Origin of the sequence: Streptomyces sp. NPDC007346, from assembly GCF_040703535.1 — a bacterium.
Lineage (GTDB): Bacteria > Actinomycetota > Actinomycetes > Streptomycetales > Streptomycetaceae > Streptomyces.
On sequence record NZ_JBEYKR010000116.1, the window covers coordinates 1 to 22,844 of the forward strand.

Sequence of the window (22,844 nt, forward strand, 5' to 3'; positions counted from 1 at the left end):
CCGGCTCCTACAGACGGCGCTGACCTTTGTAGGAGCCGGCCTTGCCGGCGAAGCGGCGTCATGGCCTGGCCGCAGCCTGCCACAACACCTCCGCCTTGATCACCGCGAACCCGAGACCGTACGCGCTCATCCCGCGCCCGTACGCCCCGATGTGCACGCCGTCGTGCGCCGACCCGGCCAGCACCCAGCCGAACTCGGACTCCCGGTAGTGGAACTCCACCGGAACGCCGTCCACCGGCAGGGAGAGCGTCGACCAGGGCGCGGAGCCGAGGTCGTCGGCGAGGGTGAACGCCGTCTCGGTCTGCTGGTCCAGCCAGTCGTCGCGCAGGGTGTGGTCCATCTGCGGCGGCCAGGTGTACGCCAGCAGGCCCGAGCCGGCCAGCCAGGCCGCCGAGGAGACCGTGGTGGCGTCCAGGACCCCCGTACCGTCACCGCTGCGTCTGACGGGGCTGGCGGCGACCGTGATGACGGCCGCGAACCGTTCCTTCTCGGCGGTGGAACCGTCCGTCTTCACCGAGGGCTCCTCGCCGTGCCCGGTGGAACCGTGCTGCACGGTGCCGTCCGCCGCCGTGCCGACCTGCATCAGCCAGCGCGGGCCGGTGAAGGCCTCGTCCAGCCCGTACCAGGGGAACGAGGCCTCCAGGTAGCCGTCGACGGTACGCCGCCGGGTCGTCGGAACCTCCTTTGCCGTGACCGGGCCAGGGGCACCGTCCGCATCCACCCGACTCGTCGTCTCCATCTGAGCGGCCGCCTCCTCGATCAGTCCTGATCCGGAGCGGCCCGCCCCCCGCGGGCGTGGGCATCCTCGCAACCGGACAGATGGAGAATAGCCATACCGTCCGGACGAGTCGGGATTGACCTGGTGTCAGGTGGCGTCCGCGTCGAACGGCGGCCGCTCGGGCTGCGGCTGCTGCGGAGCCTTCTTCAGCAGGTCAGGGGTGGTGTCACCGGTCTTGGTGAGGCTGGGTGAGGTGGCTGGGGCCGACGCGCCCGCCGATCCGTTCACCGCACTGTTGGCGGTATCCGGTGCGGCATCCGATACCGGCGTGCGGCCGTTGACCGCGTCCGTGACGTCGGCGATCTCCTTGCGGAGGTCGAAGCTCTCGGCGATCTCCTTCAGCCCCAGGTCGTCGTTGCCGTCCATCAGCTGCTTGCGGACGAACGTCTTGGGGTTGAGGTCCTCGAACTCGAAGTCCTTGAACTGCGGGCCCAGCTCCGAGCGGATGTCGTCCTTGGCGCTGTCCGAGAACTCACGGATCTTACGGATGGTGCGCGTGACGTCCTGGATCAGCTTGGGCAGCTTGTCGGGGCCGAAGACCAGCACGGCCAGCACCCCGAGGGTCAGCAGCTCCAGTGCGCCTATGTCATTGAACACCTAGCTGCTCCTCGTGTTCTCCGCGTGGTTCTTGGCCGATCCCGGCTTCCGCGTCCGGCCCCGGCCGGGTGGGACGAGCGCCCGGACCGCTCAACGGTACCTGGCCGACCTGTACGGGCGGTACCTCGCCGTGTCGCTCACGTGCCGCTCGCCGAGCCGAGCGTCAACGTGACGGACAGCGGGTTGCCACCTCGGGTCAGCCGCAGCTCCAGCCGGTCGCCCGGCCGGTGGGCGCGGATCTTCACGATCAGCTCCTCCCCGCTGTGCACCCGCTGTCCCTGCACCTCGGTGATCACGTCACCGGACCGGATGCCCGCCTTGGCGGCCGGGCCGTCCTTGGTGACCGCCGGGCCGTCGTCGGCGCCCTTGGTGCCGACCTTGGCCCCGTCGCCGGTGAACTGCATGTCCAGCGTGACGCCGATCACCGGGTGGGTGGCCCGGCCGGTGTTGATCAGCTCCTCGGCGACGCGCTTGCCCTGGTTGATCGGTATCGCGAAGCCGAGGCCGATGGAGCCGGACTGGCCGCCGCGCTCGGGCCCCTTGCCGCTGTCGGCGGCGCGGATGGCGCTGTTGATGCCGATGACATGGGCCTGCGCGTCGACCAGCGGGCCGCCGGAGTTGCCGGGGTTGATCGGGGCGTCGGTCTGGAGGGCGTCGACGTAGCTGATGTCGCTGCCGTCGCCCTTCTCGCCGCCCGCGGTGATCGGGCGCTGCTTGGCGCTGATGATGCCCGAGGTGACCGTGTTGGACAGGTCGAAGGGGGCGCCGATGGCCACCACCGGGTCGCCCACCCGGACGTTGTCGGAGTTGCCCAGCGGCAGGGGCTTGAGGCCGGAGACGCCTCGGACCCGGACGACGGCGAGGTCGTAGCCGCTGTCCTTGCCGACGAGTTCGGCGGCGGCGACCTCGCCGGTGCTGAACGTCACGGTGATGTCGCCGGTGGACCCCGCCGGGGCGACGACGTGGTTGTTGGTGAGGATGTGGCCTCGGCCGTCGAGGACGAAGCCGGTGCCGGTGCCGGACTCGGCGGTGCCGCTGACGTGCAGGGTGACCACGCTGGGCAGGGCGCTGGCGGCGATGCCCGCGACGCTCTCGGGGGCCCGGTCGCCGTTGTCGTGGCTCGCCTGCGGCAGCTCGATGGTGGTCAGGCCGCCGGTGCGCTCGATGTACGCGCCGACGCCGCCGCCGATACCGCTGGCGACCAGGGTGAGCAGCAGCACTCCGGCGAAGGCCCCGCCGCGGCGCTTCTTCCGGCGTCCCGGCTCGGCGCCGGCGGGCGGTCCCGCCTGGGTCAGCGGCTGCCCCGGCGCACCCCACGGGTCGTACTGGAGCCACTGCACGGACTGCTGCTCCCCCGGCCCCGGCAGCGGCGCCCCGGCCCCGTCCGCCGTCGCGTACGGCGCCTGCTCGGGGGAGCTGCGCGGCTGCGGTACGGGGGCGGGGTGCGGGGCCACGGGCGAGGGCCGCGGTGCTACGGGGGCGGGGTGCGGGTGGGCGGACGAGGAGTGCGGGGCCGCCGGGGACGGCTGCGGCGGCAGCGGTGCGGCCTGCGGGGGTACGGGGGTGCCGTGGGCCGGGGTCGGCCGCTGGACCGGCGGCGCGGGCGCCCACGGTCCGGGGCCGCCGTAGGGCGGGGTGCTGTACGCGTCGGGCTCGTGCAGCGGCGGCCCGGACGGGCGGGACGGCTGCGGCTCCTGGCCTGAGGTGGGCGCGGGGGCGTCGGCGTGCGCGGGGCCCTTGATGGGCGCGGGGGCGTCGGCGTGCGCGGGAGCGTCGGCGTGCAGGGGGCCCTCGGTGGGCGCGGGGACGCCGGTTTGGCCGGTGGTGTCGGTTTGGCCGGTGGTGTCGGTCCGGTCCGCGGGGGCCTCGCTTCCGGCGGGGCGGCCCGCGCCCTCCGGCTCGGCGCGGCCGGGCCGCCCCGTCGCGGGGCGGCTCCACCACTTCGCCTGCGGCCCGGTGGGCTTACCGTCGTCCATGCTCTCCCCGCAACTGGCCTCTGTACGCCCCACAGAGGCGTTCCTCCCCGGAATTCAACCAGGTTTGCGAATCGCCGCGCAGGGGTCCCGTCGTGGTTCGGCCACCTTCCCGTACGGGTTCGGCCGGGGTGGGGCCGGTGCCCGGTCAGCGCTGGGAGGAGAGCGGGCTCGCCAGGTCGTTGGTCGGCGAGGGCCGATCCGGCCGCGAGGACGCCGGTGACGAGGACGCCGACGGTGTGAGCGCCTTCGCCGTCGAACCGCTGCCCAGCACCGCCGCGAGCAGCGGTGTGGAGCCACCGGTCGGACGTATCAGCGGCGGCACGGACACGTTCAGCGCGGGGAACGTGAAGGGGTGTCCGCCCAGTGCCGAGGCGGCGAACAGCGGTGGGAGCGTCGTCTGCGCGCGCGGGGACAGGGGTGGCTTCACCGCCGGGGCGACGGACGCCGGTGGAGCGGTGAGCAGGGGCGAGGGCCGGGGCGAGCCGGTCGACGACGCGTCGGCCGCGGACCGGTTGACGGCCAGGCGGTCACCGCCCACCGACTGGGAGCCGCCACGGCGGCTGACCGCCTCCTCCGAGCCCCCGGCGCGGGTCTCCGCGTCGAGCGGGGTCACCCTGTTCCCACTGCCCTCGGCGCGCAGGAGCGGGTCCGGGGCGGAGTCCAGCGGCAGGGTGCCGCCGAGCGCGATGGCCGCCAGGGAGACGGCACCGGCCGCGGCGAAGGCGAAGCGACGGCCGCGCCACGGCGAGCGCTCGGCGTCCCGGGCCACCTCGTGGATGCGGAAGCCGGAGCGGGAGCCGCCGGGCAGCACGGCGGTGGAGCCGTGGGCCGTGGGGACGTACGCGAAGTCGTCCAGCGGGGAGGGCGGCGCGGCGGCGTCGCTGCGGGTGGAGCCCGATGACCCCAGCGGGGGGAAGAACTCGTCGGCGAACGGTCCACCGGTGCCGAACGGCCGGCCGGAGCCGGTGTCGTCGCCGCCAGGGCCCCCGGGAAGGCCCTGGAGCCGGGCCAGGAACCCCTCGGAGGGCGAGGGGGCGGCGGACATGGCGAAGGCGCTCTTGAGGCGGCGCTGGGCGTCGGCCTCGACCTTGCACCTCGCGCAGGTCGCCAGGTGGGCGAGGACCCGCTCGCGGGCGTCGTGGTTGAGCTCGCCGTCGACCAGCGCGGCGAGCCGGTCCCCCAGGTGCGCTTCGGCAGGGGTGGGACCGGTCGGACCTGTGCCGCTCACGCCGTTCCGCCCTCCCCTGCCAGGACCGCGTCCGCCAGGGAGCGCTGCTCGGCGCGGGCTTCGGGCGAACGGTGCTTGAGCGCCTTGCGCAGGTGCGAGCGGCCGCGGTGGATGCGGCTGCGCACGGTGCCGAGCTTCACACCGAGGGTCGCCGCGATCTCCTCGTAGCTGAGGCCCTCGATGTCGCAGAGGACGACGGCCGCGCGGAACTCGGGCGCGAGGGTGTCCAGCGCCTGCTGCACGTCGGCGTCGAAGTGGGTGTCGTTGAAGACTTGCTGCGGGGACGGCTCCCGGCTGGGCAGCCGCTCGGCCGCGTCGTCGCCGAGCGAGTCGAAGCGGATCCGCTGCTTGCGCCGGACCATGTCCAGGAAGAGATTGGTGGTGATGCGGTGCAGCCAGCCCTCGAACGTGCCGGGCGTGTACGTCGACAGCGAACGGAAGACTCTGACGAAGACTTCCTGGGTGAGGTCCTCGGCGTCGTGCTGGTTACCCGTCAGCCGGTAGGCAAGGCGGTACACGCGACCGCTGTGCGTGCTGACGATCTCTTCCCATGAGGGTGGGGTCCACGCCTGAGAGTCCGCATCAGAGGCGAAGGTCGCGGTCGGTGCGGAAACTTCGGAAGAACGGTCAGCAATGTTGGTCACGGATTTCGGCTCACCGGCCGACCTGAGAAGGCGCCGCAGCACCCCTCCCCGATCCACAGGCGCAGCCGCACCTCCCCTATCGGCTCTGGTGGTGTCCAGTGGAGCCCCTACCATAGCCACCTCGCCCGTTAGCTCCGGATAAGCCTTTTTCCCTGCTGGGGCCGGGCTTCGCCCGGGACTTCGCACAGCTCACCGGTCCGATCCGCGGGCCGGGGCGCTGGGCTTTCCCCACTCCTTGCACAACGCCCGGTCCCATCTGCGGGTTCCCGGGTCCAGCGGATACAGTCACCGTTGCGCCAACTACGGGGACAGGAGAGGGTCATTACCGCCAACCGGCAGACGAGCTGGGCGTTCGCCGACGCCTTTGTCGCCGAGGACGAAGCCCTGCACCGGGCCCGGGAACGGGCCCGTGAGCTGGGGCTCCGCTCGGTGTCACCGGGCACCGGCGCCGCGCTGCGCCTGCTGGCCGGTGCCGCGGATGCCAAAGCGGTGGCGGAGATCGGCACGGGCACAGGCGTGTCCGGCATCTATCTGCTGCACGGGATGCGGCCCGACGGCGTGCTGACCACGGTGGACCCGGAGCCCGAGCGCCAGCAGTTCGCCCGGGAGGCGTTCCGCGAGGCCGGCTTCGCCTCCAACCGGTCCCGCTTCATCCCCGGCCGCGCCCTGGACGTGCTGCCCCGCCTCGCGGACGGCGGCTACGACCTCGTCTTCTGCGACGGTGACCGGCTGGAGAGCCTCGACTGCCTCGCTGAATCGTTGCGCCTGCTGCGCCCCGGCGGGCTGGTCTGCTTCGAGGGCGTCTTCGCCGACGGCCGTACGGTCGACTCCGCCGCCCAGCCCGCCGAGGTGCTGCGGCTGCGGGAGCTGCTGCGCGCGGTGCGCGAGAGCCAGGAGCTGATGCCGACGCTGCTGCCGGTCGGCGACGGGCTGCTCTGCGCGGTCCGGCGCGGCTGAGCGGCGCGGAGAAGACGAAGAGGTCCGGAACGCACCACTGCCCGGTACGGGATCCGTACCGGGCAGTGGTGAAGGTGATGGGCGTTCCGCGTCAGCCGACGACCTTCTTCAGCGCGTCGCCGAGGGCATCGGCCTCGTCCGGAGTCAGCTCGACAACAAGCCGACCGCCGCCTTCGAGCGGAACGCGCATGACGATGCCCCGCCCCTCCTTTGTCACCTCGAGCGGGCCGTCGCCCGTCCGCGGCTTCATGGCCGCCATGCTCGTTCCCCTTCCTGAAACCAGCTCATCGCAACCGGCGGCCCCATGACAGGCGCTGCCTCACCGGCATCGAACACATTGCTTCTTCGCCATTATCCCGCATCAGGGACCCCGATGACCAACATCGCTCTGCATCGCTTGCGCAACGCGCTCTCTCAAAACCACCCAATTCGGCGATCCGGCTGCGATACTGCGCCGCCCCGGGCCCTCAGGTGAGAGCCAATTGTTAGACGCAGGTCACATCTACGGCCCGCTCCGCGTCGGCCATGCTTGCCTCCAGTGGCAACGATGCCCGAGCAGTGAGGGGATGACCGCAATGGCCGACAAGCTGGCGAACACCGTGCTCTACGACGTGAGCGAGGGTCTCGCGACGATCACGATCAACCGACCCGACGCGATGAACGCCATGAACACCGCGGCGAAGGTCGCGCTCCGGGACTCCCTGCGGGAGGCGGCCGCGGACCCCGCCGTACGGGCGGTCCTGCTCACGGCCACCGGGCGCGCCTTCTGCGTCGGCCAGGACCTCAAGGAGCACGTCGCCACGCTCGCGGCGACCCGCGAGTCGGGCGGCGGCAACGCGCTGAGCACAGTGCGGGAGCACTACAACCCGATCGTGCGGGCGATCACCGAGATGGCCAAGCCCGTGGTCGCCGGGGTGAACGGCGTCGCGGCCGGGGCCGGGTTCGGGTTCGCCCTGGCGGCCGACTACCGGGTGGTCGCCGACACGGCCTCCTTCAACACCTCCTTCGCGGGCGTCGCACTGACCGCCGACTCGGGCGTGTCCTGGACGCTGCCCCGGCTGATCGGCCCGAGCCGCGCGGCCGATCTGCTGTTCTTCCCGCGCTCGATCTCCGCGCAGGACGCGTACGAGCTGGGCCTCGTCAACCGCGTGGTCCCGGCGGCCGAGCTGGCCGAGCAGGCCGCGGCGGTGGCCCGGAAGCTGGCGGCCGGCCCCACGGTGGCGTACGCGGCGCTGAAGGAGTCGATGGCGTACGGCGCCGGGCACACGCTCGCCGAGGCGCTGGAGAAGGAGGACGAACTCCAGACCCGGGCGGGCGCGTCGCAGGACCACACCATCGCGGTGGAGGCGTTCCTGGCGAAGGAGAAGCCGGTCTACCTCGGGAAGTAGCCGCCGGTCGGGGCGGATGCCGGTGCCGCCTGCTGGGGCGGGCGGCGGTGCCGCCTGCTGGGGCGGGCGGCGGTGCCGGCGCCGCCGGTCGGGGCGGGTGCCGCCTGCCGGGGCGGGTGCCGACGGCCGGACAGGCGCCGACAGCCGGGGCGGACGCCGACGGCCGGGGCACGCGCCGTCCGCAGGGCAGGCGCCGTCCGCCGGATGCGTGGCCGGTTCACCGTACGGCGGCGCCGCCCCGGGCCACGCAGTCCGCGAGGTGGTCGTCGACCAGGCCGCAGGCCTGCATCAGCGCGTACGCCGTGGTCGGGCCGACGAAGCGGATCGAGCGCTTCTTCAGCTCCTTCGCCAGGGCGGTGGACTCCGGGGTCACGGCGGGGACGTCGCCGAGCCCGCGCGGGGCGGGGCGGCCGGCCGGGTCGGGGGCGTACGACCAGATCAGCTCGTCCAGCTCCCCGGCCGGCCAGTCGGCGAGCACCTTCGCGTTGGCGAGGGTGGCGTCGACCTTGGCCCGGTTGCGGATGATGCCCGGGTCGGCGAGGAGCCGCTCCCGGTCGGCGTCGGTGAACCGCGCGACCTCGGCGATGCGGAACCCGGCGAAGGCCGTACGGAAGGTCTCGCGGCGGCGCAGGATGGTCAGCCAGGAGAGGCCGGACTGGAACGCCTCCAGGCAGAGCCGCTCGAACAGGGCGTCGTCCCCGTGGACCGGGCGGCCCCACTCGGTGTCGTGGTAGACGAGGTAGTCCTCGGTGGACAGGCCCCACGGGCAGCGCAGCCGCCCGTCGGGGGCGGCCACGGCCGCGCCGCTCATCGGCCGTCGTCCTCACCGCGAGCCGAGCCGTGGACGTGGCCGCCCGGCTCCGCGGGCCGGTCCCCCGGCTGCTTGAAGAGGTCGGTCCCGCGCGTCACCGCGGCGGCCTGCGCCCCGGCCAGGGCGGACTCCAGCTCCGCGATCCTGGCGTCCCGCTCGGCCAGCTCCGCGCCGAGCCGGGACAGCGCCTCGTCGACGTCCGCCATCCGGTAGCCACGGGCGGCCATCGGCAGGCGCAGCGCCTCGACGTCCGCCCGGCCGACCGGGCGGGTCGCGGGCAGGGGGTCGGTGAACCGCTCGGGGGTGACGTCCTGGAGCACGGCGCTCCCGCCACCCCCGACCACCGCCAGGGTGACCGCTGTGACGACCACGACCATCGTGAGCAGCAAGAACCAGAACACGCGCATCTCCCCGGGGGCGGAAACCTCGACCGGCTCCGATCGTGCCATGTGTCACCGACAGTCGGGGCCGACCGCGAAAGGCCTTAGGGTCGCAGGCGGACTATCGAGGAGGAAACACGGGATGCGAAGCGGTGCACTCAGGCTGGGGCGGCGGGAATTCGGGCCGCACGAGCCGGTGATCATGGCGATCGTGAACCGGACCCCGGACTCCTTCTACGACCAGGGCGCCACGTTCAGGGACGAGCCCGCGCTCGCCCGGGTCGAGCAGGCGGTGGCCGAGGGAGCCGCGATCATCGACATCGGCGGGGTGAAGGCCGGCCCCGGCGAGGAGGTGAGCGCCGAGGAGGAGGCGCGCCGCACGGTCGGGTTCGTCGCCGAGGTCCGCCGCCGCCACCCGGACGTAGTGATCAGCGTGGACACCTGGCGGCACGACGTGGGCGAGGCGGTCTGCGAGGCCGGGGCGGACGTGCTGAACGACGCGTGGGGCGGGGTCGACCCGAAGCTGGCGGAGGTCGCCGCCCGGTACGGGGCGGGGCTGGTCTGCACGCACGCGGGCGGCGCGGAGCCGCGGACCCGGCCGCACCGGATCGCGTACGACGACGTCATGGCGGACATCCTGCGCGTGACGGTCGGGCTGGCGGAGCGGGCGGTTCAGCTCGGGGTGCGGGCGGACGGGATCATGATCGATCCGGGCCACGACTTCGGTAAGAACACGCGGCACTCTCTTGAGGCGACGCGTCGGCTTGAGGAGATGGCGGAGACAGGGTGGCCGGTGCTGGTCTCCCTGTCCAACAAGGACTTCGTGGGCGAGACGCTGGACCGGCCGGTGAAGGAGCGGGTGATCGGGACACTGGCCACGACGGCGGTCTCGGCGTGGCTGGGGGCGCGGGTGTACCGGGTGCACGAGGTGGCGGAGACGCGGCAGGTGCTGGACATGGTGGCGTCGATCGCCGGGCACCGGGAGCCGGCGGTGGCGCGGCGGGGGCTGGCGTAGGGGCGCGCCCGCCCTGCGGGGCGGGGCCTGGGGCGCTGCCCCTGGACCCCGCTCCTCAAGTGCCGGAGGGACCGAGAAGATGTCCTCAAGCGCCGGACGGGCTTGATATCTCCCTTGATATCTCCGGCTCCGGACCGGCCGACAAGGTCGGATCCCGGACGAACCGGTTCGATGGTGCCGGACCAGCCGAGAAGGGGCGGGCCCCGCCGGGCAGGCTCGGGGCGGCCGGGCTCGGGGCGGCCGGGCTCGGGGCCCCTACCGCCCGACCTCCTTCGTCACCAGCGTCACCGCTTCCTCCACGTCGTCCGTCACGTGGAAGAGCAGCAGGTCCTTCTCCGAGGCCTTGCCCTGGGCGACCACCGTGTCGCGGAGCCAGTCGATCAGACCGCCCCAGTAGGCCGTGCCGAACAGGACGATCGGGAAGCGGGTGACCTTGCCGGTCTGGACGAGGGTGAGCGCCTCGAAGAGTTCGTCCAGGGTGCCGAGGCCGCCGGGCAGGACCACGAAGCCCTGCGCGTACTTCACGAACATCGTCTTGCGGACGAAGAAGTAGCGGAAGTTGACGCCGATGTCGACGTGCGGGTTCAGCCCGGACTCGAAGGGCAGCTCGATGCCGAGGCCGACCGAGACGCCCTTAGCCTCCCGGGCGCCCTTGTTGGCGGCCTCCATCGCTCCGGGGCCGCCGCCGGTGATCACCGCGAAGCCCGCGTCGACCAGCGCCTTGCCGATCTCCACCCCGGCCTCGTACTCCGCCGATCCGGCCGGGGTGCGGGCCGAGCCGAAGACGCTGATCGCGCTCGGCAGTTCGGCGAGTGCGCCGAAGCCCTCGACGAACTCCGACTGGATGCGCATCACCCGCCAGGGGTCGGTGTGCACCCACTCCGAGTCGCCCTCGGAGTCCAGCAGCCGCTGATCGGTCGTTCCGGGCTGGACCTGCTCCCTGCGGCGCACCACCGGGCCCTGCCACTGTTCCTCGGGGGCCACCGCGCCCTCCGGGACCTCCGCACCCTCAGGGATCCGTGCGTCCTCGGCGTTGCCCATGTTCCGCTCCCTCCACCGACCTGCGTCGTCCTGGGTCGGGCTGTGTCGTGCTGCGTCCGGCCAGGGTAGATCGGCGGAGGTTACGTACGGGGGAATGCCGTACGTCCGACGGTCAGCCGGTCAGGCAGTCAGCTGGTCAGGCGGTCAGGCGGTCAGCCAGGAGCGGAGGCGGTCCTCGCAGTGGGTGATCTTCTCGACCACCACGTGTTCGTCGCGCTTGTGGGCGTAGATCGGGTCGCCGGGGCCGTAGTTCACGGCGGGGACGCCGAGGCCGCCGAAGCGGGAGACGTCCGTCCAGCCGAACTTGGGCCGGGCGGTGCCGCCGACCGCCTCCATGAAGGCCTTGGCGGCGGGGTGGGAGAGGCCGGGCACGGCCGCGCCGGAGTGGTCGTCGATGACGAACTCGGCCACGCCGCAGTCGGCGAAGACCTCGCGGACGTGGGCGATGGCCTCCTGTTCGGTGCGGTCGGGGGCGTAGCGGTAGTTGACGACGACGGTGCAGGCGTCCGGGATGACGTTGGTGGCGACGCCCCCCTCGATGCCGACGGCGTTGAGCCCCTCGTGGTATTCGAGGCCGTCGATGACCGGGCGGCGCGGCTCGTACGCGGCGAGCTTCGCCAGGATCGGGGCGGCCGCGTGGACGGCGTTGGACCCCATCCAGCTGCGCGCGGAGTGCGCCCGCTCCCCCGTCGTACGCAGGTGGACCCGGAGCGTGCCCTGGCAGCCGCCCTCCACCTCGCCGTCGGAGGGCTCCAGCAGGACGGCGAAGTCTCCGGCGAGCCAGTCGGGGTGGGCGGCGGCGATGTGGCCCAGGCCGTTGAGGTGGGCGGCGACCTCTTCGTTGTCGTAGAAGATGAAGGTCAGGTCGCGGTTGGGCGCGGGGACCGTCGCGGCGATCCTGAGCTGGACGGCGACGCCGGCCTTCATGTCGGAGGTCCCGCAGCCCCAGAGGATGCCGTCCGCGTCCAGGCGGGAGGGGACGTTGTCCGCGATCGGCACGGTGTCGATGTGCCCGGCGAGGACGACACGCTCGGCGCGGCCGAGGTTCGTGCGGGCGACGACGTTGTTGCCGTGGCGGTCGACGGTCAGGTGGGGCAGGCCGCGCAGCGCTGTCTCGATCGCGTCGGCGAGTGCCTTCTCCTCCCCGCTGACCGAGGGGAGGTCGACGAGCCGGGCGGTGAGCGCCGGGCCGTCCAGGGTCAGGTCAAGCGTGCTATCGGCCATGGCCACGACCCTAAGGGACTTGGGTATCGGCCCCTGCCGCACCCTCCAGTACGGTGGGGCCGTGCCCCGGACCGCCAGACCCGCCCGCCGCCGCAGCCGCCTCATCCGCTACGCGGCCGGCTTCGCCGTGCTCGCGGCGCTCGGCGGCTATCTGGCCGTGCAGTACGACTCCTCCACCACCCCGTCCGCGCCGCGCTGCGTGGTCCGCGCCGCCGACGGGGAGCACAGCTACGAGATGAGCCTGCACCAGGCGGCGAACGCGGCGACGATCTCCGCCGTGGGAACCACCCGTGGGATGCCGGAGCGGGCGGTGACGATCGCCATCGCGACGGCGATCCAGGAGTCCACGCTCCGCAACATCGACTACGGGGACCGGGACTCGGTGGGCCTGTTCCAGCAGCGGCCTTCGCAGGGCTGGGGGACCGTGGCGCAGATCATGGACCCGGTGTACTCGGCCGGGGAGTTCTACGACCACCTCGCCGAGGTCCCGGGGTACTCGCGGCTCCCGCTGACCGTGGCGGCGCAGCGCGTGCAGCGCAGCGGTTTCCCGCAGGCGTACGCGAAGCACGAGCCGGACGCCGCGCTGCTGGCCGCCGCGCTGACCGGGCGCGAGCCCACCTCGCTGAACTGCACGCCGTCGACGAAGAACGCCCAGGGCCCGGGGGACGCGGGGCAGGTGCGGGCCGAGCTGGTGCGCACCTTCGGCAAGGACGTCCTGCCGGGCGCGGTGGCGGCGGGCGCGTCGGCCTCCGCCACCGTCTCGGTGCCCGTACCGGCGACGGCCCGGACGAAGGCGGACGGCGCGCCGCAGCGCGGCTGGGAGCTGGCGCACTGGGCGGTGGCGCACTCGGAGGCGCTGCGGATCGAGCGCGTGAGCTACGCCGACCGGGTCTGGGAGGCCGGTTCGGGCTGGCGGACGGAGAGCGCGAAGGACAGGGAACCGGACACGACGGCCGTCGGGATCCGGGTCGCTCAGTAGTACGGACCGTCCCTCGTACGGATCTTTGGGCCGGCCGCTCCAGCACCCCTCCGGCGACCCCTTCCGCACCGCGCACGCCGCGCACCGGTTCCCTTGCGCCCCAAGAGAAGTGACGGTTCAGCCGACGGCTCCGGGATGCGGTGTCCGCCCGGGTTCCCCCACTGCGGATTATCGGACGCATTACCCACTCTTTACCTTCGCCCACCGCAACTTTCCCTCCCCTCGGACCGGTTGTCAGTGCGTCCGGCTCACGGACAGACCTCGTCAGACACCGTTGGCGAATCGTTGACACCCCGTCGAAGGAGCACCATGTCCCTCCCCCTGACCCGCCGGATCGCTCGTACCGCGCTGCTGCTCGCCGCAGGTGCAGCCCCCGTGGTCGGTGCGGCCGGCGCCGCAGGTGCCGCAGAGCTCCCGCAGGCCCCGGACCTCGGCGGTCTCACCGCGCTGGACGGTGCCGGTCTCGGCAACACCGTGGACAGCGCCGCCCAGCAGGGCACCCAGGCCGCCGGTGAGACCGGCGGCCGCCTGGTCGGCACCGCCCTGCCGGCCGCGGGCCGGACCGTCGGCCAGACCGCCAAGGTGGCCGCCCCCGCCGTCCAGGAGACCGCGGGCCAGACCGCGGGCAGCGCGGGCGAGGCCGTCGGCGGCCTGGCCGGTGCCGCCGGTGGCGGCCTGCCGACCGACGCCCTCGCGGGCGGCCTGCCGCTGGGTGGTCTGCCGATCGGCTGACCCACCGCCGTACGAACAGGCGAGAGGGCCCGGGGAGTACGCACTCCCCGGGCCCTCTCGTACGCGTCCGACAGCCCGTACTCGGCCTTGTGCACGCAAGGACGCGTACGTACTCGTCCTTGCGTGCAGGGCAGGCTCGGCCGTGCACGGCAGGCTCGGCCGTGTACGTCAGGACAGGCGCTTGACCGCCGCCGCCACCCGCTCGTCGGTCGCGGTGAACGCCACCCGGACGAAGCGCTCGCCCGCCGGGCCGTAGAAGTCGCCGGGCGCCACCAGGATGCCCCGCTCCGCGAGGTGGGCCACGGTCTCCCAGCACGGCTCGTCGCGGGTCGCCCAGAGGTACAGGCTCGCCTCGCTGTGCTCGATCCGGAAGCCGTGCGCCTCCAGGGCGGCGCGCAGGGCCAGGCGGCGGTCCGCGTACCGGGCACGCTGCTCGGCCACGTGCGCGTCGTCCCCGAGGGCGGCGACGGCGGCGGCCTGAACGGGGGCGGGCGTCATCATCCCGCCGTGCTTGCGGATCAGCAGCAGCTCGCCCAGGACGGCCGCGTCGCCCGCGATGAAGGCGGCCCGGTAGCCGGCCAGGTTGGAGCGCTTGGAGAGCGAGTGGACGGCCACGATGCCGTCGTAGTGGCCGCCGCAGACGTCCGGGTGGAGCACCGAGACCGGCTCGGCGTCCCAGCCCAGCTCCAGGTAGCACTCGTCGCTGAAGACCAGCACGCCGTGCTCGCGCGCCCAGGCGACGATCCGGACCAGCTCGTCCTTGGCGAGCACCCGGCCGGTCGGGTTGGAGGGCGAGTTGAGCCACAGGAGCTTCAGCCCGGCCGGGTCCAGCTCGGTCGGGTCGTCGTAGACGACGGGCTCGGCGCCGCAGAGCCGGGCGCCGACCTCGTACGTCGGGTAGGCGAGCCGCGGGTAGGCGACCTTGTCGCCCGCGCCGAGCCCGAGCTGTGTCGGCAGCCAGGCCACCAGCTCCTTGGAGCCGACGACCGGCAGCACGTTGGCGTGGGTCACGCCGGTCGCGCCCAGGCGCCGCTCCACCCAGCCGGTGAGCGCGTCGCGCAGGGCCTCGGTCCCCCACACCGTCGGATAGCCGGGGCTGTCGGCGGCGGCGACGAGCGCCCGCTGGATCACCTCGGGCACCGGGTCGACCGGCGTGCCGACGGAGAGGTCCACGATGCCGTCCGGGTGGGCCTGGGCCGTCGTCTTGTACGGCGTGAGCCTGTCCCAGGGGAAGACCGGGAGGCGGGAGGAGACTGCGGACACGGGACTCTGCTTTCTCGGGCTTTCTCGGGCCGTTCAGGCTCTTCGGGCTGTTCGGACTGTCAGGGTCCTTCGGGCCGTTCGGGCTGTCAGGGCTGCTCGGGCTGTCGGGGCCGTTCGGACGGTCAGGGCTGTTCGGTCTGCTCCCGGTCTGCTCCCGGAAGGCGTGCGGGGCGTGTTCCCCTGCCGTACGGGGAAACGCCTCGGCCCCGCACGGTGACAAGCCGTACGGGACCGGGCTGCGCGCGTGGTGCTGCCGGTTACTGGTTCTGCGGCGGCAGTCCGGCGACGAACGGGTGGTCACGCTCGATGAGGCCCAGCTTGGAGGCACCGCCCGGCGAGCCGAGGTCGTCGAAGAACTCGACGTTGGCCTTGTAGTAGTCCTTCCACTCCTCCGGGGTGTCGTCCTCGTAGAAGATGGCCTCGACCGGGCAGACCGGCTCACAAGCTCCGCAGTCGACGCATTCGTCCGGGTGGATGTACAAGGACCGCTGGCCCTCGTAAATGCAGTCGACGGGGCACTCTTCGATGCAGGCCTTGTCCTTCACGTCGACACAAGGCTGCGCGATGACGTAGGTCACGCTGTCGTTCCTCCTCGGTAGGGCGTTGGCTCTCGCGCGGGAGCGCGGCGTCGTCGATGCCCGCCCCTAGTATCTCCGTTCTCGGGCACGATCCGAACAGGAGGGGCGGACAGAGCTGTGGAATTCACCATGGGCGGACGACTGGAAGTCCGCATCACACCGGCTGACGTGGGTAAACGCGTCTCCGTCCGGCGGCGGTCCGATGAGGGCGGCGCGGGCGCGGAGTTCACCGACGCGATCGGTGTTCTCACATCATGGGACGACGGTGTGGTCTCGATCACACGGAAGAGTGGGGAGTCCGTCCGCATCATGGAATCCTCCCTGGTGGCGGGCAAGGTCGTCCCCGCCGCCCCGGCCCGCAGGCGGGGCCCCGCGGCCTCCTTCCCGGAGCTGGCGGCCGTCACCGCGCGCGCCTGGCAGCCGGTGGAGAGCGAGCCCCTGGGCGAGTGGCGGCTGCGCGCCGCCGGGGGCTTCACCCGGCGCGCCAACTCCGCGCTGCCGCTCGGCGATCCCGGTCTGCCGCTCGGCGAGGCGTTCGGGCGGGTCGAACGGTGGTACGAGGAGCGGGGTCTGCCCCCGTACATCCAGACCGCGACCGGGGCCGAGGGGGCGCAGGAGGTCCTCTGCGCGGAGCTGGAGCGGCACGGGTGGCGGCGCGAGGTCACCGCGGAGGTGCGGATCGCCGCGCTGGCGCCGGTCGGTGACCTGGACGCGGACGTTTCGGCGGTCCGGCTGACCCGCGAGCCGGACACGGCGTGGCTCTCGCGCTACCAGCGCTTCTCCACCCCGGGCCCCCATGTGCTGCGGGTGCTGGGCGCCGGCCCGTCGGTCTGGTTCGCCACGGTGGCGGGCGGGGCCGGGGCCGGGGGCGGCAGCGGGGGCGGGGGCGGAACCGAGGGCGGACGCGGGGCCGAGGCGCCCGCGGCGATCGGCCGGTGCGTCGTGGACGGGCGCTGGGCGGGGTTCATGGCCGTCGAGGTCGCTCCCGAGCACCGGCGGCGCGGGCTGGCCACCTCGGTGATGGCCGCGCTGGCCCGCCGGGCCCTGGAGGAGGGCGCCTCGGCGGCCTGGCTCCAGGTGGAGGAGGACAATGAGGGCGCGCGGGCGCTGTACGACGGAATGGGCTTCGCGGCGCACCACCGCTACCACCACTTCCGGCCCGCGTGACGGAGCCCGGAACGGCGGGCCGGACCCCGACGTGACGGAGCCCGGGACGATGGGCCGGATCCCGTCGTGACGGGGCCCGCGACGGTGGGCCGGGCCGAGGCAGTCGGCAGCAGGGACAAGCAGGGGCATGGGTCGCATATGAGCGCGCAGGATTCCGGTACGGCCGACCACCGGCGGCAGTTCGCCGAGGAGGCCCGGTCCGAACGGCCGGATCTGGCGCTGCTCTGCCTGCTGCTGGGCGCGGAGGCGGGCCCGCTCGGCCCGGACGAACCGCGCCCGGTCGATCCGGACGAGGCCTCCCCCGACCCGTACGGGATCGACGCGGCGCAGATCGAACTGGACCGGCTGGCCGGGCTGTTGCCGTACGGCCCCCGCTCCCCCGTCGCCTGGGCCTCGGCACTGGCCGAACTGCTCGGTGAGCAGCACGAGTTCGGTGGATCGTCGGCCGACTACCAGCGGCTGGAGTCCTCGCTCCTCCAGCATGTGCTGCGCCGCCGCCGGGGACTGCCGATCCTGCTCTCGGTGGTCTGGATCGAGGTCGCCCGGCGGGCCGGCGCCCCGGTGTACGGGGTGGCGCTTCCCGGCCACTTCGTGGTCGGCTTCGGGGATCCGGCGCAGCCGGTGCTCGTCGATCCGTTCACCGGGGGCGCGCCGCTGACCGGCCAGGACGCGCACCTCCTGGTGACCGCGGCGACAGGGGCGCGGCTCGATCCGTCCATGCTGACGCCCGCGCGGCCGCTGGAGATCGTGCTGCGGATCCTGAACAACATCAGGGCCTGGGCCGCCGCCCGCCCCGAGCGCACGGATGTGGCCCTCTGGGCGGTGGATCTCTCCCTGCTCCTGCCCTCGCACCCGGCCCGGCTGCGCTACGAGCGGGCCCAACTGCTGGTCCAGCGCGGGGAGTTCCAGCGCGGGGCGGCGGAGATGGAGGAGTACGCGGATGTGCTCGACACCATCGAGCCGACCACGGCCGAGTCGATCCGGCACAAGGCCCAGGCGGCTCGGGCCCTGCTGAACTGAGCCGGAGGCACGCTGATTCCGGCGGGAGCCGCACCCTCCTGACCTCGGGGCCAGGGCGTGTCCGGAACCCGCCGGGCGTGTCCTCGCCAGTTCGCCACCCCGTGCGCTCCCGATTTACATCCGAACGCCCCCATCCGCGCCCATCAGGCACGGGAATCCGCCAATTCGTCGGCGTACCCGAATGCTCATGCGCTCCACTGGAGACTCGTCACCCGACGCGCACACGCCATCGCATTCTGCGATACGCCTGTAGTGCGCGCGCCAGGAGAGAAATGCCGAGGGCAGCTTGATGACAACCGTTCTGCTGGTTCACTCCGTGCCCCTGTGGCGCGCTTCGCTGGCCTCCCTGCTCGGTGCCGGGCAGGGAATAGACGTAACGACCGCCGAGCGGTGCGCGATACGTCCGGCACTCGCCGGCACGGGACCAGGACCGGATGTGCTCCTCACCGATCTCGACTGTCCGGACGCGCTGGACGTCCTGGAGGAGGTGAGGTCGCTGGCCGAACCGCACGGCAAGGGCTGTCCGCTGGCCGTCCTGACCCGCAGCGACCGGCCACGGGGGCTGCGCCGGGCCTACGAGGCGGGCGCCCGCGGCTATATCGACAAGTACCGGCCGGTGGACGATCTCTCCGAGGTCATGCACAAACTGGCCGACGGCGGGCGGCATATCGACGAGTCACTTGCCTTCAGCCTGTTACAGGTGGCCGACATGCCCTTATCCCCCAGGGAATTGAGCGTGCTCTCCCTTGCCGAGGGCGGGGAAACCGTCTCCGGTATCGCGGGGCGGCTGCATCTGACCCCGGGGACGGTACGCAATTACCTCGCCGCCGCCATTCGGAAGTCCGGGGCGCGCAATCGGGTGGACGCCATCAGGCGGGCGAAGGAGGCGGGGTGGATATGAACCCGTTCTCGTGGGGCGGGTCGTCCGGTTCCCAGAGTCCGGCCAGGTCCCGGTAGAGGGCCGAGGTACGCAGCAGCTCGGCGGAGGTCCCGCAGCGGGTGCGGGGGCCGTCCATCACGAGGATCCGGTCGGCGCGCCGGGCCGAGCTCAGGCGGTGGGCGACGACGAGCAGGGCGCCCGGCAGCGCGGCGAACGCGAGCTCGGCGCGGGTCTCGGCGGCCGGGTCGAGCCGGCTGGTCGCCTCGTCGAGCACGATGAGCGGCGGGGCCGCCAGATGGGCCCGGCCGAGGGCGACGAGCTGACGTTCGCCCTGGGAGAGCCGGTCCGGTTCGAGGGGCGCGTCGAGGGAGCCGAGCCGGGTGAGCAGGGGGTCCAGGCCGAGCGCGTCGACCGTGGCGGCCAGGTCGCGGTCGCTCGCGCCGGGGCGGAGGTAGCGGAGGTTGTCGCGCAGCGAACCGGTGAACACGTAGGCGTGCTGGGGCAGCAGGACCCGTACGGAGGTGGCGTCGGCCGGGCGCACCGGCCGCCCCCGCCACCGCACCGCGCCGCCCGTGGGCGCCTCCACCCCGGCGATGACGGCGGCGAGCGTCGACTTGCCGCTGCCGCTCGGCCCGACGACCGCGAGGTGCTCGCCGGGGGCGACGGTGAGGGAGAGCCGGTCCAGCACGGGGTGCGCGGCCGGCCCGTACGCGAAGGTGACCTCGCGGAGTTCGGCCACGGGGACGGCCACGGGCGCGGGCACGGGCACGGGCGCGTCGCGGGGTGCGGGGGGCGGTGACGGGGCGGCGGGTCGTGTCCGGTTGGCGGGCGGTGTCCGGCCGGCGGGCGGTGGATGCGGGTGCGGCTCGTCGGCGGCCGGTGGAGGCGGCTGGGGGTGCGGCTGCCGCTCTGGCTCGTCGGCGGGCGGTGTCCGGTCGGAGGACGGTATCCGGTCGGCGGGCGGTATCCGGTCGGCGGCCGGCGGGTGCGGGTCCTCGTCGGTCCGGGGCCGGTCATCGTCGTCGGCCGGTGGCGGTGGCGCGTCCGTGAAGCGGTCCAGGACCACCAGCAGGCGGCCGCCGACCGTGGAGAGCATGGTCATCAGCGCCTGCACCGCCGGGGCCAGCGCCTGGGTGAGGTACGTCAGCGCGCCCACCAGCGCGCCGGGCGTCAGGCCGTTGCGCAGCAGCCAGGGGGCGCCGAGCAGCAGCAGGAGCGGCGGGAAGCGGCCGCACACCGCGAGCGCCACCACCCGTACGCCGGACCAGCGGGCCAGCGAACGGGCCGCGCGGACCTGGTCGTCGGCCAGGGCCCGGGACTCCGCCACCGTACGGCCGGCGGCCCCGGCGGCGGCGATGTCCCGCAGGTCCGCCGCCGTCCGGCCCGCGTGGGCGGCGTACGCCTCGTCGGCGGTGAGGTAGTCGCGCTGGCGGGCGGCCATCGGCAGCAGGGTGGCCGCGAACAGGGCCGCGCCCAGGACCAGCGGGGGCACCACGATCAGCAGGAGCCTCGGCTCCAGGGCCAGCAGGCCCGCCACGGCCCCGGCCACCGTGAACACGAACGACCGCAGCGTCAGGACGAGTCCGGCCCAGCCGTCCCGGGCGATCTCACTCTGATGGGTGACCTGGGAGAGGGAGCGCGCGGTGGCGCCGGCGGGGCGCGCGAGGGCCCCTACGAGCGCCCGCGAGACCGCGCGCCGCACCAGCCCGTCGCGCAACGGCTCCACCAGGTCCGCGAGGCGCCCGAAGACCCCCCGGGTGGCGAGCTGGGCGGGGAGGACGGCCACGGCGGCGACGGCCAGCCAGAGGAGGCCGGTGAGCGGGCGTCCGGCGAGGAAGCCGTGGTCGAGCGCCCTGGCCACACCGAATCCGCCGAGGAAGGTCTGGACGAACTCCAGCAGGGACCAGCCGGCCAGCCGCAGGACGGTTCCGGTGCGGGCGCGGAGGAAGGGGCGGGCGTCCCGTGTGACCCGGGTGAGGGCGCCGTCACGACGGCCGCTGCCCCGAGCCGGTTTCCGTTTCACCGGCCTCGCCGATGCCGTCACCGGACCTCCGCTCCCTGTGCCGCTCCGGGGCGCGGCCGTGGTGGTGCCGGGGTGGCCGGGTCGTTCGGGGTGGCCAGCTCGTCCGGGGTGGCCGGGGTGGCCGGGGTGGCCGGGGCCTCCGGCTCGTCCGGGGCCTCCGGCTCGTCCGGGGCCTCCGGCGCCTCGGACGTGACCGGCGCCCCGGACACAGCCGGCGCCTCGGACGGTGGCCCGGTCGCCTCCGTCGCGTCCGTACGGAACACCGCCCGGTACTCCGGATCCGCCCAGAGCTCCTGGTGCGGGCCCGTCGCCCGGACGCGGCCGTCCTCCAGCCAGAGAACCCGGTCCGCGCGGGCGGCCGAGGAGAGCCGGTGGGCCACGATCACGCGGGTGCTGCGCCCCGCCCGCTCGTCGAGCGCTCGGCGGACGTGGTGCTCGGTGACGGTGTCGAGGCCGGAGAGCGCGTCGTCCAGGATCAGCAGGCGGCCGGGGTGGGCGAACGCGCGGGCCAGGCCCAGGCGTTGGCGTTCGCCGCCGGAGAGCGGGGCGTCGGTGAGCACGGTGGCGTAGCCGTACGGGAGGAGCCCGACGAACCCGTCGGCCCTGGCGGCGCGGGCGGCCTCCCGTACCGCCTCGGGCTCGGCGGTCCACGGCCCGAAGGCGATCGTGTCCTCGACCGTGGTGCCGGGCAGGGCGGGGCGGGCGAAGGCGTAGGCGACCTCGGGGCGCAGAAGGGCGGGGTCCATGGCGGTCAGCGGTACGCCGTCCAGCAGCACGGCCCCGGTGTCCGGGTCCAGGAGCCGTCCGGCGACCGCCGCGAACACCGACTTGCCCGAGCCCGAGCGGCCGACGACGGCCAGGGACGTGCCGCCGGGGACGGTCAGGCGGACCCCGCTGAGCAGGGGCCGGCCGTCCTGTACGACGCCGACGTCCCGGAGTTCGAGGTGGCCGGGGCCGCCGGGGGGCGGGCCCAGGCCCTCGTGCGGCAGCGGGTCCAGGGTGAGCAGCGGGTCCAGGGTGCGGGCGGCGGCGCGGCTGCGGGCGAGGGCGCCGAGCGCTCCGGTGAGGGCGCCGATGCCGACGGCGAGGGCCGCGTACCGGGAGGCGGCGACCAGGTCCCCGACGCCGATCGCGCCCGCGCCGAGGCGGAGGCCGCCGACGGCGAGGACCAGCAGCATGAGGAGCGGCAGCAGCAGGGCGCTCTGGCCGGCGGCCCGCCCGTACACGGTCCAGGTGCGCCGGCCGTGGTCGGCCAGGGCGCCCAGGGGTTCGAGGATGCGGCGGTACTCGCGGGCTCCGGTGCGGGCGGCGCGGATGGTCTCGGCGCCGTCGAGCGCCTCGGTGAGGCGGTGGGCGATGACCGACTGGGCGCGCTGGTAGTCGGCCCCGGCGTCGGCGGTGCGGCGGGTGAAGGTGTGCAGCAGGGCGACGAGGAGGGGGGCGCCGAGGAGGAAGGCGGCCGCCGTCCAGGGGTCGATGAGGAAGAGGCCGGTGACCGCGCCGACCGGGAGCAGGACGCCCGAGACGGCTCCGGCGGCGGTGACGGGTGCTGCCGCCGCGTCGGCGGTGCGGGCGGTGAGCCGGGCGGTGAGGTCGCCGGTCGGTACGGCGAGGGCGCCGCGCGGTTCGGCCGCGAGGACCCGGGCGGTGGTGCGGGTGCGCAGGTGGGCGGTGAGCCGGGCGGTGGTGCTGGTGGTGAGCACGGCCGCACCCGCGTCGAACCCGGTCTCGGCGAGGGTCAGTGCGGCGCAGAGCAGCAGCCCGGACCAGGGCACGGGCCCGCCGCCGATGAGCCCGTCGACCGTGTGGCCGAGGGCGGCGGGCAGGGCGAGGGCGGCGAGCGCGCCTCCGGTGGAGCAGAGGAGGAGGGCCAGGAGGGCGGCCGGGTGGCGCCGGGCGAGGTCCCGGGCGCCGGACGCCGCCGCGGGGCGGGGTCTCAGCCGCACGGGATGCCCCTTTCCAGCCCGCAGCACACGTGGTCTTCCTTTCCAAGCCCGCAGCAGTCGGGTACGGACGCCGCCGGTCCCGGGCGCGTCGCATACGGACGCCGCCGGTCCCGGGCGCGTCGCATACGGACGCCGCCGGTCCCGGGCGCCTCGGGTACGGACGCCGCCGGTCCCGGGCGGGTGTACCGCGCGGGACCGGCGGTCGGGCCGCCCGGTG

The 22,844-nt window shown here is 74.0% G+C and carries 22 protein-coding genes; 8 read left to right on the top strand and 14 right to left on the bottom strand.

Annotated elements, in window-relative coordinates; genetic code table 11:
- Window positions 1-58: 58 nt before the first annotated feature.
- The 5 genes from AB0917_RS25455 to sigE form a co-directional block, all read right to left on the bottom strand.
- Window positions 59-739 (bottom strand): hypothetical protein, encoded by a 681-nt coding sequence (locus tag AB0917_RS25455; RefSeq protein WP_366821986.1) that lies wholly within the window; start codon window positions 737-739, stop codon window positions 59-61.
- Window positions 740-865: 126 nt separating this feature from the next.
- Entirely contained in the window at window positions 866-1,375 is a 510-nt protein-coding gene (locus AB0917_RS25460) for a sec-independent translocase (RefSeq protein ID WP_366821987.1), read from the bottom strand.
- Window positions 1,376-1,512: 137 nt separating this feature from the next.
- Window positions 1,513-3,351, bottom strand: coding sequence for a trypsin-like peptidase domain-containing protein (locus tag AB0917_RS25465; RefSeq protein ID WP_366821988.1), 1,839 nt, complete (start codon window positions 3,349-3,351; stop codon window positions 1,513-1,515).
- Between the two features lie 145 nt (window positions 3,352-3,496).
- Window positions 3,497-4,579, bottom strand: coding sequence for a zf-HC2 domain-containing protein (locus AB0917_RS25470; protein ID WP_366821989.1), 1,083 nt, complete (start codon window positions 4,577-4,579; stop codon window positions 3,497-3,499).
- Window positions 4,576-5,337, bottom strand: coding sequence for an RNA polymerase sigma factor SigE (gene sigE, locus AB0917_RS25475; RefSeq protein WP_366821990.1), 762 nt, complete (start codon window positions 5,335-5,337; stop codon window positions 4,576-4,578). The genes AB0917_RS25470 and sigE overlap by 4 nt, the downstream gene beginning before the upstream one ends.
- A gap of 177 nt (window positions 5,338-5,514) precedes the next feature.
- On the opposite strand from sigE, the gene AB0917_RS25480 reads away from it, so the two are divergent.
- Complete coding sequence (locus tag AB0917_RS25480; protein ID WP_093692458.1) at window positions 5,515-6,180, top strand: O-methyltransferase; 666 nt, start codon at window positions 5,515-5,517, stop codon at window positions 6,178-6,180.
- A gap of 91 nt (window positions 6,181-6,271) precedes the next feature.
- On the opposite strand, the gene AB0917_RS25485 is transcribed toward AB0917_RS25480, so the two are convergent.
- Entirely contained in the window at window positions 6,272-6,439 is a 168-nt protein-coding gene (locus AB0917_RS25485) for a DUF3117 domain-containing protein (protein WP_003966491.1), read from the bottom strand.
- 316 nt (window positions 6,440-6,755) lie between these two features.
- Here AB0917_RS25485 and AB0917_RS25490 point away from each other — a divergent pair, with 316 nt between their 5' ends.
- Complete coding sequence (locus tag AB0917_RS25490; RefSeq protein ID WP_366822003.1) at window positions 6,756-7,568, top strand: enoyl-CoA hydratase-related protein; 813 nt, start codon at window positions 6,756-6,758, stop codon at window positions 7,566-7,568.
- A gap of 217 nt (window positions 7,569-7,785) precedes the next feature.
- Here the strand turns inward: AB0917_RS25490 and AB0917_RS25495 are convergent, their stop codons facing one another.
- Together AB0917_RS25495 and AB0917_RS25500 are read right to left on the bottom strand one after the other, a co-directional pair.
- Entirely contained in the window at window positions 7,786-8,379 is a 594-nt protein-coding gene (locus AB0917_RS25495) for a DNA-3-methyladenine glycosylase I (RefSeq protein ID WP_366821991.1), read from the bottom strand.
- Window positions 8,376-8,786 carry a cell division protein DivIVA gene (locus AB0917_RS25500; protein WP_366822004.1) on the bottom strand — a complete coding sequence of 137 codons (411 nt, stop codon included), beginning with the start codon at window positions 8,784-8,786 and terminating at the stop codon, window positions 8,376-8,378. The genes AB0917_RS25495 and AB0917_RS25500 overlap by 4 nt, the downstream gene beginning before the upstream one ends.
- 115 nt (window positions 8,787-8,901) lie before the next feature.
- Between AB0917_RS25500 and folP the strand changes: the two genes are divergently transcribed.
- Complete coding sequence (folP, locus tag AB0917_RS25505) at window positions 8,902-9,774, top strand: dihydropteroate synthase (protein ID WP_366821992.1); 873 nt, start codon at window positions 8,902-8,904, stop codon at window positions 9,772-9,774.
- Between the two features lie 255 nt (window positions 9,775-10,029).
- Here the strand turns inward: folP and AB0917_RS25510 are convergent, their stop codons facing one another.
- Complete coding sequence (locus AB0917_RS25510) at window positions 10,030-10,815, bottom strand: TIGR00730 family Rossman fold protein (RefSeq protein ID WP_366821993.1); 786 nt, start codon at window positions 10,813-10,815, stop codon at window positions 10,030-10,032.
- 144 nt (window positions 10,816-10,959) lie between these two features.
- A complete protein-coding gene (gene dapE / locus AB0917_RS25515; protein ID WP_366821994.1) occupies window positions 10,960-12,039 on the bottom strand; it encodes a succinyl-diaminopimelate desuccinylase in 1,080 nt (359 codons plus the stop codon).
- A gap of 61 nt (window positions 12,040-12,100) precedes the next feature.
- Between dapE and AB0917_RS25520 the strand changes: the two genes are divergently transcribed.
- A complete protein-coding gene (locus AB0917_RS25520; protein WP_366821995.1) occupies window positions 12,101-13,018 on the top strand; it encodes a hypothetical protein in 918 nt (305 codons plus the stop codon).
- Between the two features lie 309 nt (window positions 13,019-13,327).
- A complete protein-coding gene (locus AB0917_RS25525) occupies window positions 13,328-13,750 on the top strand; it encodes an ATP-binding protein (protein WP_366821996.1) in 423 nt (140 codons plus the stop codon).
- Between the two features lie 168 nt (window positions 13,751-13,918).
- Here the strand turns inward: AB0917_RS25525 and dapC are convergent, their stop codons facing one another.
- Both dapC and fdxA read right to left on the bottom strand, forming a co-directional pair.
- Complete coding sequence (gene dapC / locus AB0917_RS25530) at window positions 13,919-15,013, bottom strand: succinyldiaminopimelate transaminase (protein ID WP_366821997.1); 1,095 nt, start codon at window positions 15,011-15,013, stop codon at window positions 13,919-13,921.
- A gap of 257 nt (window positions 15,014-15,270) precedes the next feature.
- A complete protein-coding gene (gene fdxA, locus AB0917_RS25535) occupies window positions 15,271-15,591 on the bottom strand; it encodes a ferredoxin (RefSeq protein WP_336679498.1) in 321 nt (106 codons plus the stop codon).
- A 117-nt stretch (window positions 15,592-15,708) separates the two neighbouring features.
- On the opposite strand from fdxA, the gene AB0917_RS25540 reads away from it, so the two are divergent.
- The 3 genes from AB0917_RS25540 (at window position 15,709) to AB0917_RS25550 (ending at window position 18,679) form a co-directional block, all read left to right on the top strand.
- Window positions 15,709-16,758 (top strand): GNAT family N-acetyltransferase, encoded by a 1,050-nt coding sequence (locus AB0917_RS25540; RefSeq protein WP_366821998.1) that lies wholly within the window; start codon window positions 15,709-15,711, stop codon window positions 16,756-16,758.
- A gap of 138 nt (window positions 16,759-16,896) precedes the next feature.
- Complete coding sequence (locus tag AB0917_RS25545; protein WP_366821999.1) at window positions 16,897-17,778, top strand: transglutaminase-like domain-containing protein; 882 nt, start codon at window positions 16,897-16,899, stop codon at window positions 17,776-17,778.
- Between the two features lie 289 nt (window positions 17,779-18,067).
- Window positions 18,068-18,679: a response regulator transcription factor gene (locus tag AB0917_RS25550; RefSeq protein ID WP_366822000.1), complete on the top strand. Its 612-nt coding sequence runs from the start codon at window positions 18,068-18,070 to the stop codon at window positions 18,677-18,679.
- Here the strand turns inward: AB0917_RS25550 and AB0917_RS25555 are convergent.
- Window positions 18,648-20,681, bottom strand: coding sequence for an ABC transporter ATP-binding protein (locus AB0917_RS25555; RefSeq protein WP_366822001.1), 2,034 nt, complete (start codon window positions 20,679-20,681; stop codon window positions 18,648-18,650). The two genes, AB0917_RS25550 and AB0917_RS25555, sit on opposite strands and share 32 nt — an antisense overlap.
- Before the next feature lie 17 nt (window positions 20,682-20,698).
- Complete coding sequence (locus AB0917_RS25560; protein ID WP_366822002.1) at window positions 20,699-22,627, bottom strand: ABC transporter ATP-binding protein; 1,929 nt, start codon at window positions 22,625-22,627, stop codon at window positions 20,699-20,701.
- Between the last annotated feature and the right edge of the window lie 217 nt (window positions 22,628-22,844).